This window comes from Sphingobium yanoikuyae, assembly GCF_013001025.1.
Lineage (GTDB): Bacteria > Pseudomonadota > Alphaproteobacteria > Sphingomonadales > Sphingomonadaceae > Sphingobium > Sphingobium yanoikuyae_A.
In genome coordinates this window covers 4,565,336-4,578,215 of the sequence record NZ_CP053021.1, presented here as the reverse complement: position 1 = coordinate 4,578,215, position 12,880 = coordinate 4,565,336, and the positions used below count along the sequence as shown (strand labels likewise).

Sequence of the window (12,880 nt, the reverse complement as noted above, 5' to 3'; positions counted from 1 at the left end):
ATCCCGCTTTCGGCGCACGCTGGTTAACGGGGCGTAAACCATGCGACGAACCGATCAGCAAGGCTGATTTTCTTCCACAAGACAGGCCCTTAGACCTTCGACATGGGTGGGGTAAAGAGGTTTCCAGTCAAGTAGCCGACGCGCCCGGCCATTGGCGACGCGGCGGTTTTCGGCATAGAAGGCCAGCGCCTGGGGCGAGAGGTCGGCCTGTTCCAGCGACAGCAGCGGCGGCAGCGGCTGGCCCAGCAGTTCGCAGGCCGTCGCAATCACATCATTCTGGGCGCAGGGCCGGTCGTCGGCCAGATTATAGGCGCCGGACGGGCCGTCGAAGGCGGCGATGATGCCGCCAACGATATCGTCGACATGGACCCGGCTGAACACCTGTCCGGGCAGGGCGACGCGGTGCGCCTTGCCGGCCCGGACGCGATCGAGCGCGGAGCGGCCGGGACCATAGATGCCGGGCAGGCGGAAGCGACGGACATCGGGCCGCAAGGCGCCCCAGTCGAGATCGGCGCGGGCACGGGCGGTGCGGCGCCCCTGCCCGACGGGGCTTGCCTCGTCGACCCAGGCGCCGGCCGCATCGCCATAGACACCGGTCGAGGAGAGATAGCCGACCCACAGCGCCGGCGCGGCGGCGATCGCGGCGCCATAGCGGGTGAGGACGGGGTCATCCTCGCCCTGGGGCGGGACGGAGGAGAGGATATGGGTGGCGCCGGCGATGGCGGCGCGGGCGGCGGGTTCATCGTCGAAGGCGATCGCCTCGGCATCGGCGCTGCGGCGGACGCCGGTGACCTGCCAGCCCTCGGCGCGCAGCCGGGTGGCGAGGCGGGAGGCGCTATAGCCCATGCCGAGGATCAGCATGTGCAGCATCGGCGCCCTCCTCTTGAGGCCAGTATCAGACCGTGAAGCTCTCGCCGCAGCCGCAGCTGCCCTTGGCATTGGGATTGGCGAAGACGAAGCCGGCGGTGAAATCATCCTCGACCCAGTTCATGGTCGAACCGATGAGATAGAGGACCGAGGCGCCGTCGATATAGAGGACGCCACCGGGAGTCTCGATCTTCTCGTCGAACTTGGCTTCTTCGGTGACATAGTCGACCGAATAGGCAAGGCCCGAGCAGCCGCGCTTGGGGGTCGACAGCTTGACCCCGATCGCGCCTTCGGGTGCCTGCGCCATCAACTCGGCGATGCGGCCTTCCGCGCTGGGCGTCAGCATGACGGCGGCGGGGCGGGCGCGAGTCTTGGTGGTCGTCTCGGTCATCAGAGCATTCCCAGTTCGAGCTTGGCTTCGTCCGACATCTTGCCCGGATCCCATGGCGGATCCCAGACCAGGTTCACCTCGACATCGCCGACGCCGGGCACCGCGCCGACGCGCAGCTCGACTTCGCCGGGCATGGATTCGGCGACCGGGCAATGCGGCGTGGTCAGCGTCATGGTGACGACGGCATGGCCGTCGCTGGTGACGTCGACGCCGTAGATGAGGCCGAGGTCATAGATGTTGACCGGGATTTCGGGGTCGAAGATTTCCTTCAGCGCATCGATGATGCCGTCATAAAGATCGCCACCCGGCTCGCCCGCCGCGACTTCGCTGGGCTTCTGCGCCAGGAAACCGTCAAGATAGTCGCGCTGGCGCGGAGCGGCCTCCGCCTCTTCCACGCGCGCCTTGGGCGGGGTTTCCACCGCGTCGACTTCTTCCACCATGAACTTCTTTTCCTCGGTCATCCGAAGATCTTCCTTACCCGTTCAATGCCCTTGACCAGCGCATCCACGTCGCTGTCGTCGCTATAGATGCCGAAACTGGCCCGTGCGGTCGCCTCGACGCCCAGATGCCGCATTAGCGGCTGAGCGCAATGATGGCCGGCGCGGATCGCGACACCCGTTTCGTCCAATATGGTGCCGACATCGTGCGGATGCACCCCCTCCACCTCGAAAGAAAGGATGCCGGCCGAATCTTCCGGGCCAAAGACGCGCACACTGTTGATCTGGCCGATCGCGGTGCGGGCCTTGGCCACCATGGCGCATTCATGGGCGTGGATGGCGTCCAGCCCGATGCGCTGGACATAGTCGATCGCCGCCGACAGGCCGACGACGCCGACGATATGCGGCGTCCCCGCCTCGAACCGGGTCGGCGCGGGGGCATAGGTGGTCTTTTCGAACGTCACCTTGTCGATCATCGACCCACCGCCCTGATAGGGGGGCATGGAGTCGAGCAATTCCTTGCGCCCCCACAGCACGCCGATGCCGGTCGGGCCATAGAGCTTGTGCGCGGAGAAGACGTAGAAATCGCAGTCGAGCGCCTGCACATCGACGGCGAGGCGAGGGACCGCCTGGCAGCCGTCGATCAATATCTTGGCGCCGACCATATGGGCTATGTCGGCGGCGCGGCGGCAATCGAGCACGCTGCCGAGCACGTTCGACACATGGGCGAGCGCGACCATGCGGTGCTGCGGCGTGATCATCGCGCGCATCGCGTCGAGATCGATCCGGCCATCCTGCGTCAGCGGCACCACGTCGATCTGGGCGCCGACCTTTTCGGCGACGATCTGCCAGGGGACGATATTGCTGTGATGTTCCAGCGTGGACAGCAGGATGCGGTCGCCCGCCTTGAGCTGCGTACCGGCCCAGCACTGGGCAACCAGGTTGATGCCCTCGGTCGCACCGCGGACATAGACGATCTCGCTGTCCGACGCGGCGCCGATGAAGCCGGCGACCTTGCGCCGGGCGGCCTCGTAGGCGAGCGTCATATTGGCCGAGCGTTCATAGACGCCGCGATGCACGGTGGCATAGTCCGGGCCATAGGCACGGGCAATCGCGTCGATCACGGCGGTCGGCTTCTGCGCGGTGGCGGCGCTGTCGAGATAATGCCAATTGCCCACACCGGGGAAGTCGTCCCGCAGGCGCAGGCCTTGGGCGAGATCGGTCATACCAGCGTCCCCAGCTTGGCGAGCGCGGCGGTCTCGAACCGTTCGCGCAGATCATCCTGCGCGACATCGTCGAACACGCCGGCGACGAAGGCCTTGAGCAGCAATGTCTTGGCGGTGGCCGGGTCCATGCCGCGCGAGGCCATGTAGAAGAGGGCCTGCTTGTCCAGTTCGCCGACGGTCGCGCCATGGGCACATTTCACGTCGTCGGCATAGATTTCCAGTTCCGGCTTGGCGTTGGCCGTGGCGGTGCGGTCGAGCAGCATCGCCTTGATCGACTGGAAAGCGTCGGTGCGCTGGGCATCGCGGGCAACATTGATGCTGCCGAGATAATTGCCGGTGGCATGGCTGCCCAGGATCGAGCGGACGGTCTGGCCGCTGGTCGCGTCGGGCTGGGCATGGGTGACGCTGGTGATGATCTCCAGCGTCTGCTCGCCACCGCCGATGATCGCGCCGTTCAGCTCGAAATGACTGCCCTTGCCGAGCGTGACAGCGAAAGTGACACGTCCCAGCTTGCCGCCAATATTGAGCAGATGGAAATCGAACCGGGCACCGTCGGCGATATCAATGACATAGTCATGCACCGCGGTCGCGCCATCGGCCGCATCTTGCAGCAGATGATCATGCGCGCTTTCGCCCTCCGCCACCGTGATCCGGGTCGCGGCCGGCACCGGCCAGGCGGCGGCGAGTGCGTCAAGATCGCTGTAACGCCAGGCTTCATCCTTGCGCGTGGGGAGAGCGAGGAGGGTCACGCCGCGATCACCTCTGCATAGCCTTCGCTTTCCAGCTGCAGCGCCAGTTCGGGACCGCCCGACTTGACGATCCGGCCGGCCGCCAGGACATGGACGAAGTCCGGCTTCACATAGTCGAGCAGGCGCTGATAATGGGTGATCAGCAGCACCGCCTTGTCAGGCTTGCGCATGATCGCATTGATGCCCGCGCCGACGGTCTTGAGCGCGTCGATGTCGAGGCCCGAGTCGGTTTCGTCGAGGATGGCAAGCTTGGGATCGAGGATGCCCATCTGCACCATTTCGGCGCGCTTCTTCTCGCCGCCGGAAAAGCCGACATTTACCGGACGCTTGAGCATCTCCATGTCGAGGCCGAGCAGGCCGGCCTTTTCCTTGGCCAGCTTGATGAACTCGCCGCCGTTCAGTTCCTTCTCGCCGCGCGCGCGGCGCTGCGAATTGAGGCTTTCGCGCAGGAACTGCAGGTTGGAGACGCCGGGGATCTCGACCGGATATTGGAAGCCCAGGAACAGGCCGGCAGCGGCGCGCTCATGCGGGTCCATAGCGAGCAGGTCTTCGCCCTCGAAGGTCGCGGTGCCGCCGGTGACTTCATAGTTCGGACGGCCGCCCAGCGTGTAGGCGAGGGTCGACTTGCCGGCGCCGTTCGGCCCCATGATCGCGTGGATTTCGCCCGCGTTGATCTGGAGCGACAGGCCCTTGAGGATCGCCTTGCCGTCGATTTCGTTGGTGAGATTGTCGATATTAAGCATGATTTTGTCCCGGCAAAGCGGCTTGGATTTCAATCCTCCCCTGGAAGGGGAGGTGGCAGGCCAAAGGCCTGACGGAGGGGTGTCCCGCTATCGAGAGGGGCAACACCCCTCCACCGGCTTCGCCGGTCCCCCTCCCCTTGCAGGGGAGGATGAGAAGAACACCCATCGCCCTTAGTCCTTGTGCGCGCGCTGGAGCGTCCGCGCGGTCCAGAAGGCCATGTCGCGCACGTCGCCCGGCGCGGGGAAGAGCGTGTCGATATGGCGCTTGATCGGCATATAGGGCCACCAGTCGGCGTCCGGTTCCGGCGCGCCCTTTTCCAGCAGCGCGACGACGAATTCGCTGACCGGTCCCATGCGGGCGAGGTTGGGCGCCTTCGCCTTGTGGAAGGCCTTGTCGGTGCGCAGCTTCTCGGTCATCGCGACGTCGCCCTTTTCCAGCGCATCGCGGCATTCGGCCTGATAGGCGTCGAGATCGCCGAAATCCTTGACGGCGCGGGTCTGCAACTCGCCGTCTTCCAGCTCATAATCCTCGGTCAGGATGCGGATCGCGGCGGTCCATGCCTGGCCATTGCCGACATCTTCCGCGAAATCGGCGAGGGCATCCTGGATATCGTCTTCGTCGCTCATTGATCGCTCGTCTTTTCGTTGATCTGAAAAAGCCCCTCCCCTTCAGGGGAGGGGTTGGGGTGGGGGCTAGCCCAACGATCCGGCGCCTGATCCAGCGCGCCAAGGATCGCAGCACAAACCCCTTCGATATTCTGCATCACCGCATCATTGGCGATCCGGATGATATGGTAACCCTGCTGTTGCAGCGCCTGATCGCGCGCCACATCGGAACCCGCAACATGGGTGTCTCCATCGACTTCCACGATCAGCGCCTTTTGCGGGCAGAGGAAGTCGACGATGAAAGGGCCGATCACGGATTGGCGGCGGAATTTATGGCCACCGATCTGGGAGCGGGACAATCTCGCCCATAGGCGCTTTTCCGGCGCGGTCGGCTCATGACGCATTTCGCGCGCGAAGCCCTTCAACTGGTCGAGACGACCAGCCGAGAGCCCCCACCCCCGGCCCCTCCCCTGAAGGGGAGGGGAGTTTAGGCGCCGGGCTTGGTCCAGGGGTGTCTGATCGATCAACCCACGCTGCCTTCCAGGCTGATTCCGAGCAACTTCTGCGCTTCCACCGCGAATTCCATCGGCAGCTGTTGCAGCACTTCCTTAGCGAAGCCGTTGACGATCAGGCTGACTGCGCTTTCCTGATCCAGCCCGCGCTGCATCGCGTAGAAAAGCTGGTCGTCGCTGATCTTGCTGGTGGTCGCCTCATGCTCGATCTGGGCGCTGGGATTGCGCACCTCAATATAGGGCACGGTGTGGGCGCCGCACTGGTCGCCCAGCAGCAGGCTGTCGCACTGGGTGAAGTTGCGCACGCCCTCCGCGCTTGGGCTCACGCGGACGAGGCCGCGATAGGTGTTGTTGGAACGGCCCGCGCTGATCCCCTTGGACACGATGGTCGAGCGGCTGCCCTTGCCATTGTGGATCATCTTGGTGCCGGTATCGGCCTGCTGCAGATTGTTGGTCAGCGCCACCGAGTAGAATTCGCCGACGCTATTCTCGCCATTCAGCACGCAGGACGGATATTTCCAGGTGATGGCGGAACCGGTTTCCACCTGGGTCCAAGACACCTTGGAGTTGCGGCCCTGGCAGAGCGCGCGCTTGGTCACGAAATTATAGATGCCGCCCTTGCCATTCTCGTCGCCCGGATACCAGTTCTGGACGGTCGAATATTTGATCTCGGCATCGTCGAGCGCGACCAGTTCCACCACGGCGGCGTGGAGCTGATTCTCATCGCGCATCGGCGCGGTGCAGCCTTCGAGATAGGAGACATAGGCGCCATCGTCCGCGACGATCAGCGTGCGTTCGAACTGCCCCGTATTTTCCGCATTGATGCGGAAATAGGTCGACAGCTCCATCGGGCAGCGAACGCCCTTGGGAATGTAGACGAAGGTGCCGTCGGAGAAGACCGCGCAGTTCAAGGTGGCGAAATAATTGTCGTGCATCGGCACGACCTTGCCCAGCCACTTCTTCACCAGGTCGGGAAATTCGCGCACGGCTTCCGAAATCGAGCGGAAGATGACGCCCGCTTCCTCCAGCTCCTTGCGGAAAGTGGTGGCGACCGAGACGCTGTCGAACACGGCGTCGACCGCAACCTTGCGGCTACCCTTCACGCCGGCCAGCATTTCCTGCTCGGCAATGGGAATGCCCAGCTTCTGGTAGGTCGCCAGGATTTCCGGATCGACCTGATCCAGCGAATCCAGTTCGACCTTCTTCTTGGGCTCGGCGTAATAATAGGCGTCCTGATAGTCGATCGGCGGGACATTGAGCTTGGCCCAGTCCGGCGCCTCCATCGTCTGCCACATGGCAAACGCTTTCAGCCGCCAGTCGAGCAGCCATTGCGGCTCCTTCTTCTTGGCGGAAATGAAGCGGACCGTATCCTCATTGAGGCCCTTGGGCGCGAAATCCTGCTCGATCGCCGACGACCAGCCATGCTCATAGGTGGAGGCGCGCTCGGCGGCCTCCAGCGCTTCCTGATTACGGACGGTGCTCACTTCTTCAGTCATGCCATTTCTCGTGTCAGGCTGGCGATGGTCACGTTCGCGAGCGCTTCGCGGATCGCGTTGTTCGCCAGATTCATGTGCGGACGGATGCGGCAATCCTGTTCCAGATTGCAGTCATGCGCCCCCTGTTCGCTGCATGCGGTCATGGCGATGGGGCCTTCGACCGCCTCCACCACGTCCGCCAGGGTGATCGTCGCGGGCGGGCGCGACAGACGCACGCCGCCACCGGTGCCCCGGCTCGATTCGAGCAGACCCGCCGCCGACAGCCGGCTCACCAGCTTCTGCGCGGTGGGCAGCGGGATGCCGGTTTCGGCGCTGAGCGTGGTCGCGTTCATCTTGGCCGCGCCGCAGTGGCGGGCGGCGGCAGACATCAGCACGACGGCATAATCGGCAAAGCTCGATAATTTCATGCGTGTTGCGAACCATTCTCAAATCGGATCGAATCAATCCGATTGGGCATGTGGTCCCACTCGCCCCCGGAATCAAGGCATTTTTCCTACCTTGGGAGTCTGTTTGGAAAATGCGCGAAAGAGCGCATTTTCAGAGCCGCACCAGCCCACGCCCCCACCCGGCCACCCAGACATGGTACCCTGATGGGCGGCCGGGTGGGGGCGTGGGCTGGTGCGGATGCGCCAAAGGCGCATTCCAAACGGCGATCAACTCAGCCGGTTGAGCACCGCGACGTCGCCGCCCAGGGTACGACGGAGCAGGGTCAGCTGAACCACGGCGGTCGGTTCGGTCTGGAGCTGGTGCGGGGTCATGCCGATGAAATGCTTGATCTCGCGGATGAAATGCGACTGGTCGTAGAAACTGCCGTCATCGCACAGCGCCTGCCAGCTTTCATGGTCGAGCGCGATCCGCGCGCTGCAGCGCAGGGCACGATATTTGCGGGCGAGCAGCTTGGGCGGGGCGCCATAGAGTTTGTTGGTGATGCGAGCGAGTTGGCGCGGCGACAATTCGGTCATCTCGCTGAGCACCTCGATCCGCGGCGATCCTTCGCCGATCAGCCAGCTGTCGATCGCCCGCAGGATCGCCCAGGTCGCTTCGGGCAGTGGCCTGATCCGTTCGGCGAGGAAGGACCAGGTGAGCGCGGCCATAGCGTCGCCATCCTCCATGCGCTGCAACTGGGCGAGCAGATCGAGAAAGCCGTCATCCCGTTCCGCCGCCAGATCGCACAGGCCATCGGCCAGCTTGTCGGCGTCGCCACCATGCAGCGCCAGCCAGCCAGCCGGCAGCAGCGACACGCCCAGCAGCCGGGTCGGCGCATCCAGTTCGAAGCGGGTCGCGCCCTGCGTGGGACCGATCAGGCCGACCGCGGGGGGCCGCTGCACCGATCCATCCTGGAAATGATAGCGCCCATCGCCCCGCAGCATCAGCCGCAACTGCGCGACATCGGCGCGGGTGACGTCGGCATAATGGTCGGCCGCCACGGAAAATATGTAGAGCGAGCCGAAATAGGGCCGGACCTTTTCCGGCGGCGTGAAATAGCGCAAGCGGACCGGGCCCTGTTCGGCATCCACCGAATAGGACAATGGCCCGCGATTATCCGGCACCACCCCCCGCGCCGCGCTCAGCGGCAGATCCCAATGTTGCGGCCCCATAGTTTCACCCCAGTGGCGGCATTATGAGCGCGGCCAACGACCGTGCAAGAGCCATGACGTCACCATGACGATTTTTCGCCACAGCGTTGCAACAAAAAAATGACCCGGCAGCTTTCACTGCCGGGTCAGGAAAAGGTCTCATCAGCCAAAATGGCCTAGAGCCTTCGGGTCGCAAGACGGCTTTAAGCCCGAATCGGTGGAAGATTATTGGACAGATCGGACATCTGACGACCGAAAAGGATCGCATTCATGACGTTTTCTGTCATGAAATGACGCAAGGCAATATGTTGTTGCAATAACGCAACACGACTCGACCTGCGCAGGCACCGCTGGCATAGCGCGGCCATGTCCTATCGCCTGATCCGTCCGCTCTTCTTCGCGCTCGATGCCGAGCGCGCCCATAATCTGTCGATCGCGCTGCTGCGGATGATGCCGACACGGGCACCGCTGAAGGCCGACCCGATGCTGGCACAGACGGTGGCGGGCATCGCCTTTCCCAATCCGGTCGGTCTGGCGGCGGGCTATGACAAGGATGGCCGGGTCGCGCACAAGATGCATGGGCTGGGCTTCGGCTTTGCCGAACTGGGCACGCTGACCCCGCTGGCACAGCCGGGCAATCCCCAGCCGCGCCTGTTCCGGCTGGTCGAGGACAGGGCCGTTATCAATCGCTTCGGCTTCAACAATGGCGGCCAGGGCGCCGCCGCCGACCGCATCGCCCGCTATCGCCGACCGGTAGGCGAAGGACCGGTGATCGGCATCAATATCGGCGCCAACAAAGAGGCCACGGCAGCCGGACGCGCCAATGCCGACTATGCCACCGGCGTTACCTGCATGGCGCCGCTGGCCGATTATCTGACGGTCAATATCTCTTCGCCCAACACGCCGGGCCTGCGCGCGCTGCAGGGCCGGGCGGCGCTGGACGATCTGCTGGGCACGGTGATGGCGGCACGGCCCGAAGGCGGCCCGCCGATCTTCCTGAAGGTGGCGCCGGACCTGGAACCGGCCGATATCGAGGATATCGCCGCCGCCTGCATCGACCACCGGATCGACGCGCTGATCGTGTCCAACACCACCATCACCCGCCCGGCGCTACAGTCGGCCCATGCAGGCGAGACCGGCGGCCTGTCGGGCGCGCCGCTCACCAACCTGTCGCTGGGCAAGCTGCGCGACTTCCGCCGGCTGCTGGGCGACCGGCTGCCGCTGATCGGCGTGGGTGGCATCGCCAATGCGGAGCAGGCCTATGCCCGCATCCGCGCCGGCGCCTCGCTGGTGCAGGTCTATAGCGCGCTGGTCTATGAAGGCCCCTATCTCGCCAGGCGGATCAACGATGGCCTGAAGGCGCTGATGGCGCGCGACGGCGTGCGGCATATCGGCGAGGTGGTGGGGATCGACGCCTGATCCGTCCTTCCCGGACATGATCGAAACAAGACGGGTTGCGAAACGAAATGCGAGCTTTAGGGTGCCGGCCATGACCTCCCGCCTGACCGGCCTGCTGGCCCCCTTCGCCCTGATTGCCCCCCTTGCCCTGGCGCCCGTAACCGCCCTGGCGCGCGAGCCGGTGGCATTGAATGCCACCGTGTCCGCCGCCGATCCGCGCGCGGCGGCAGCGGGGCAGGAAATATTGCGCAAGGGCGGCAGCGCCACCGACGCGGCGATCGCGATGATGCTGGCGCTGAACGTGGTCGAGCCGCATAATAGCGGCATCGGCGGCGGCGGCTTCCTGATGCATCATGATGGCGCGAGCGGCGTGCTGGAATCGATCGACGGGCGCGAGACCGCGCCGGCCGCCGCCCGGCCCGATCGCTTCATGGGCGCGGACGGCAAGCCCCTGCCCTTCGTCCAGGCCTGGCCGGGCGGCTATTCGGTCGGCGTGCCGGGCAATCTGCGCATGGCGTGGGAAGCCCACAAGAAATGGGGCAAGCTGCCCTGGGCCGACCTGTTCCAGCCGGCTATCCGGCTGGCCGACGATGGCTTCCAGCTGGGCGAGCGCACCGCCACGGCGCTGAAGGCCTTGCAGAATATCTGGGCCGATTTCCCGGAAATCCGCAGCTATTACTGGATCGACGGGCAGTTGCCGTCAGTCGGCACGACGCTGAAGAACCCGCCGCTCGCCGCCCTGTTCAAGCGGATCGCGGCGGAAGGGCCGGACGCCTTCTATCTGGGCGAGAATGCGCAGGCGATCGCCAAGGCCGTCACCAATGCACCCCGCAATCCGGTGCCGATGACGACCGACGACCTGGCCAATTACCAGGTCAAGGACCGCAAGCCGGTATGCGGCCATTATCGCGCCTATACGGTGTGCGGCATGGGGCCGGCGTCGGCCGGCGGCATCACCGTGCTGCAGGTGCTGGGCATGGTCGAGCGCTTCCCGCTGGCGCAGTGGGGCAAGGATGATCCGCGCTCCTGGCACGTCATCGGCGAAGCGATGCAGCTCGCCTATGCGGATCGCGACACCTGGCTGGGCGACCCCGAGTTCGTCCATGTGCCGATCGCCGGGCTGATCGATCCCGCTTATTTGAAGCAGCGGTCGGGCGAGATCCGGCTGAACAAGGCGCTCACTGCCTATAAGCCTGGCCTGCCCGCCGGGGCGCAGCCGCGCACCAGCGCCCTGCCCCAACCGGAAAGCGGCACCAGCCATTTCGTCGCAGTGGACCGCAATGGCGACATCGCCGCCTGGACATCGACGATCGAGAGCTTCTTCGGCAGCCAGCTGGTCGCCAATGGCGTGGTGCTGAACAATGAGCTGACCGATTTCAGCTTCACGCCCGAGAAAAATGGCGCGCCGGTCGCCAACCGGGTGGAGCCGGGCAAACGGCCGCTATCGTCCATGTCGCCGACCATCGTCTATGACGATAAGGGCATGCCGATCTTCACCGTCGGCGCGGCCGGCGGCAAGACCATCATCATGCAGGTCGCCAAGGCGCTGATCGCTCATTTCGACTGGGGCCTGTCGGCGCAGGATTCGATCGCGCTGGGTCTGGAATTCTTCAATGGCGACGGGCTGGTGCTGGAACAGGGCACGTCGCTGGAAGCGATGAAGGGACCGCTGGAGAAACTGGGCCACCGCGTCACCATCTCGCGCCTGGGCCTCAAGGCCAATGCCGCCGAGCGGACCGCCGACGGCCACTGGATCGGCGCCGCCGACCCGCGCAGCCCCGGCGTGTCGCTGCAGGAATAAGCGAGGTAGTCAGGGCGAGCGCATTACAGCGCTCGCCCTGTCGTGTGTCAGGCACCCTTCTTGAGGTCGAGCCCGGCGACGTTGAATTCGAACGGGAAGCGCTGATCCTTCGGGCCGACGGCGAGGTTTACCTTCACGCTTTTCGCCTTGGCGATCGCCTCATAGGCATTTTGCGAGGGCATGATCTCGATCCCGTCCTTCGCTTCGGTCATGCGGCCCTTCCAGCGATGGGCCTTGCCATCATCGGTGGTGGCATCGACCGCGCAGTCGGACAGGTCGCACTGGAAGGGCGCGCCAACCAGCTTCACCGTCACCGTCTTTTCGCCATTGGACATGGGCTGGACCATCAGCACCGAGAAGGTGTCGGCGGCGGTCATGGTCTGCACGCTGTTGGCGCTCCCGATATAGGCGACCTTCTGGCTGGCGCCGGCGGTTTCATATTTCCAGACCTGGCCGATCTGGTCGCGCTGGGTCGGTTCCTCCTTGTCCCCGCCCGAACAGGCGGCCAACAGGCCGAGCATAGCGAGGGGCATGATATGGCGCATTGTCGCATTCTCCTTGTCAGGCAAGAACGCGGGGATGCGCGGGAGTTTCCGTCAGGCGTAGCGGGCAGCGGTCTCGCGGATCAGGGCGATCATGTTGGGAATGCCCTGGGTGCGGTTGGAGCTGAGCTGGTTCTTGAGGTCGAAGGGAGCCAGCGCGCCCTCGATATCGGTTGCGCCGATCTCTGCCGGGGCGCGGTCCTGCACGGTCAGCAGCACCAGCGCGATGATCCCCTTGGTGATGGCGGCATTGCTGTCGGCGAGGAAATGGAGTCGGCCGTCATCCAGCACCGTGGGATAGACCCAGACCGCCGCCGAGCAGCCCCGCACCAGCGTCGTGTCGGTCTTGAGCGCGTCGGGCATATCCTCCAGCCCCCGGCCGAGATCGATCAACAGGCGATAGCGATCATCGGCGTCGAGAAATTCATATTCTTCCTGGAGGTCGGCCAGAACGGGCATCGGGGCGGGCTGATCGGTCATACCGCCCATATAGGGGGAAAAGCGGTGCGGGAAAGCCGCTTTTCCCCGCCGACGG

At 64.7% G+C, this 12,880-nt stretch carries 15 protein-coding genes; 2 read left to right on the top strand and 13 right to left on the bottom strand.

Annotation, left to right across the window (positions count from 1 at the left end; genetic code table 11):
- Positions 1–54: 54 nt before the first annotated feature.
- The 11 genes from HH800_RS22090 to HH800_RS22040 form a co-directional block, all read right to left on the bottom strand.
- The gene (locus HH800_RS22090; protein ID WP_169862414.1) at positions 55–870 is read right to left on the bottom strand and encodes an SDR family NAD(P)-dependent oxidoreductase; all 816 of its coding nucleotides are present in this window, start codon (positions 868–870) and stop codon (positions 55–57) included.
- Positions 871–895: 25 nt separating this feature from the next.
- Positions 896–1,258 (bottom strand): HesB/IscA family protein, encoded by a 363-nt coding sequence (locus HH800_RS22085; RefSeq protein WP_017503694.1) that lies wholly within the window; start codon positions 1,256–1,258, stop codon positions 896–898.
- Positions 1,258–1,719 carry an SUF system Fe-S cluster assembly protein gene (locus HH800_RS22080; protein WP_010335502.1) on the bottom strand — a complete coding sequence of 154 codons (462 nt, stop codon included), beginning with the start codon at positions 1,717–1,719 and terminating at the stop codon, positions 1,258–1,260. Before HH800_RS22080 ends, HH800_RS22085 begins: the two co-directional genes overlap by 1 nt.
- The gene (locus HH800_RS22075) at positions 1,716–2,921 is read right to left on the bottom strand and encodes an aminotransferase class V-fold PLP-dependent enzyme (RefSeq protein ID WP_169862412.1); all 1,206 of its coding nucleotides are present in this window, start codon (positions 2,919–2,921) and stop codon (positions 1,716–1,718) included. Before HH800_RS22075 ends, HH800_RS22080 begins: the two co-directional genes overlap by 4 nt.
- A complete protein-coding gene (locus HH800_RS22070) occupies positions 2,918–3,670 on the bottom strand; it encodes a SufD family Fe-S cluster assembly protein (RefSeq protein ID WP_169862410.1) in 753 nt (250 codons plus the stop codon). The genes HH800_RS22075 and HH800_RS22070 overlap by 4 nt, the downstream gene beginning before the upstream one ends.
- Positions 3,667–4,413, bottom strand: a complete 747-nt coding sequence (gene sufC, locus HH800_RS22065) for a Fe-S cluster assembly ATPase SufC (RefSeq protein WP_169862409.1) — start codon at positions 4,411–4,413, stop codon at positions 3,667–3,669. The genes HH800_RS22070 and sufC overlap by 4 nt, the downstream gene beginning before the upstream one ends.
- A 171-nt stretch (positions 4,414–4,584) precedes the next feature.
- Complete coding sequence (locus HH800_RS22060) at positions 4,585–5,040, bottom strand: hypothetical protein (protein ID WP_169862407.1); 456 nt, start codon at positions 5,038–5,040, stop codon at positions 4,585–4,587.
- Positions 5,037–5,444, bottom strand: a complete 408-nt coding sequence (locus tag HH800_RS22055; protein WP_235681938.1) for an endonuclease domain-containing protein — start codon at positions 5,442–5,444, stop codon at positions 5,037–5,039. Before HH800_RS22055 ends, HH800_RS22060 begins: the two co-directional genes overlap by 4 nt.
- Before the next feature lie 98 nt (positions 5,445–5,542).
- Positions 5,543–7,027, bottom strand: coding sequence for a Fe-S cluster assembly protein SufB (sufB, locus tag HH800_RS22050; protein ID WP_206379184.1), 1,485 nt, complete (start codon positions 7,025–7,027; stop codon positions 5,543–5,545).
- Positions 7,024–7,434, bottom strand: coding sequence for an RrF2 family transcriptional regulator (locus HH800_RS22045; protein WP_004209390.1), 411 nt, complete (start codon positions 7,432–7,434; stop codon positions 7,024–7,026). Before HH800_RS22045 ends, sufB begins: the two co-directional genes overlap by 4 nt.
- Positions 7,435–7,680: 246 nt before the next feature.
- Positions 7,681–8,625, bottom strand: coding sequence for a helix-turn-helix domain-containing protein (locus HH800_RS22040; protein ID WP_169862403.1), 945 nt, complete (start codon positions 8,623–8,625; stop codon positions 7,681–7,683).
- A gap of 345 nt (positions 8,626–8,970) precedes the next feature.
- Between HH800_RS22040 and HH800_RS22035 the strand changes: the two genes are divergently transcribed.
- Positions 8,971–10,023 carry a quinone-dependent dihydroorotate dehydrogenase gene (locus HH800_RS22035; RefSeq protein WP_169862401.1) on the top strand — a complete coding sequence of 351 codons (1,053 nt, stop codon included), beginning with the start codon at positions 8,971–8,973 and terminating at the stop codon, positions 10,021–10,023.
- 70 nt (positions 10,024–10,093) lie between these two features.
- Positions 10,094–11,803: a gamma-glutamyltransferase gene (ggt, locus tag HH800_RS22030; protein ID WP_169862400.1), complete on the top strand. Its 1,710-nt coding sequence runs from the start codon at positions 10,094–10,096 to the stop codon at positions 11,801–11,803.
- 47 nt (positions 11,804–11,850) lie between these two features.
- Here the strand turns inward: ggt and HH800_RS22025 are convergent, their stop codons facing one another.
- Together HH800_RS22025 and HH800_RS22020 are read right to left on the bottom strand one after the other, a co-directional pair.
- Entirely contained in the window at positions 11,851–12,348 is a 498-nt protein-coding gene (locus HH800_RS22025; RefSeq protein ID WP_169862398.1) for a hypothetical protein, read from the bottom strand.
- Between the two features lie 51 nt (positions 12,349–12,399).
- Complete coding sequence (locus HH800_RS22020) at positions 12,400–12,834, bottom strand: SufE family protein (RefSeq protein WP_004209384.1); 435 nt, start codon at positions 12,832–12,834, stop codon at positions 12,400–12,402.
- Positions 12,835–12,880 lie beyond the last annotated feature (46 nt).

What these genes read in the sequence shown, in the direction of transcription:
- HH800_RS22090 (WP_169862414.1), bottom strand. Translation starts at nt 870, where the DNA reads ATGCTGCACATGCTGATCCTCGGCATGGGCTATAGCGCCTCCCGCCTC.
- HH800_RS22085 (WP_017503694.1), bottom strand. Translation starts at nt 1,258, where the DNA reads ATGACCGAGACGACCACCAAGACTCGCGCCCGCCCCGCCGCCGTCATG.
- HH800_RS22080 (WP_010335502.1), bottom strand. Translation starts at nt 1,719, where the DNA reads ATGACCGAGGAAAAGAAGTTCATGGTGGAAGAAGTCGACGCGGTGGAA.
- HH800_RS22075 (WP_169862412.1), bottom strand. Translation starts at nt 2,921, where the DNA reads ATGACCGATCTCGCCCAAGGCCTGCGCCTGCGGGACGACTTCCCCGGT.
- sufC (WP_169862409.1), bottom strand. Translation starts at nt 4,413, where the DNA reads ATGCTTAATATCGACAATCTCACCAACGAAATCGACGGCAAGGCGATC.
- HH800_RS22060 (WP_169862407.1), bottom strand. Translation starts at nt 5,040, where the DNA reads ATGAGCGACGAAGACGATATCCAGGATGCCCTCGCCGATTTCGCGGAA.
- sufB (WP_206379184.1), bottom strand. Translation starts at nt 7,027, where the DNA reads ATGACTGAAGAAGTGAGCACCGTCCGTAATCAGGAAGCGCTGGAGGCC.
- HH800_RS22045 (WP_004209390.1), bottom strand. Translation starts at nt 7,434, where the DNA reads ATGAAATTATCGAGCTTTGCCGATTATGCCGTCGTGCTGATGTCTGCC.
- HH800_RS22040 (WP_169862403.1), bottom strand. Translation starts at nt 8,625, where the DNA reads ATGGGGCCGCAACATTGGGATCTGCCGCTGAGCGCGGCGCGGGGGGTG.
- HH800_RS22035 (WP_169862401.1), top strand. Translation starts at nt 8,971, where the DNA reads ATGTCCTATCGCCTGATCCGTCCGCTCTTCTTCGCGCTCGATGCCGAG.
- ggt (WP_169862400.1), top strand. Translation starts at nt 10,094, where the DNA reads ATGACCTCCCGCCTGACCGGCCTGCTGGCCCCCTTCGCCCTGATTGCC.
- HH800_RS22025 (WP_169862398.1), bottom strand. Translation starts at nt 12,348, where the DNA reads ATGCGCCATATCATGCCCCTCGCTATGCTCGGCCTGTTGGCCGCCTGT.
- HH800_RS22020 (WP_004209384.1), bottom strand. Translation starts at nt 12,834, where the DNA reads ATGGGCGGTATGACCGATCAGCCCGCCCCGATGCCCGTTCTGGCCGAC.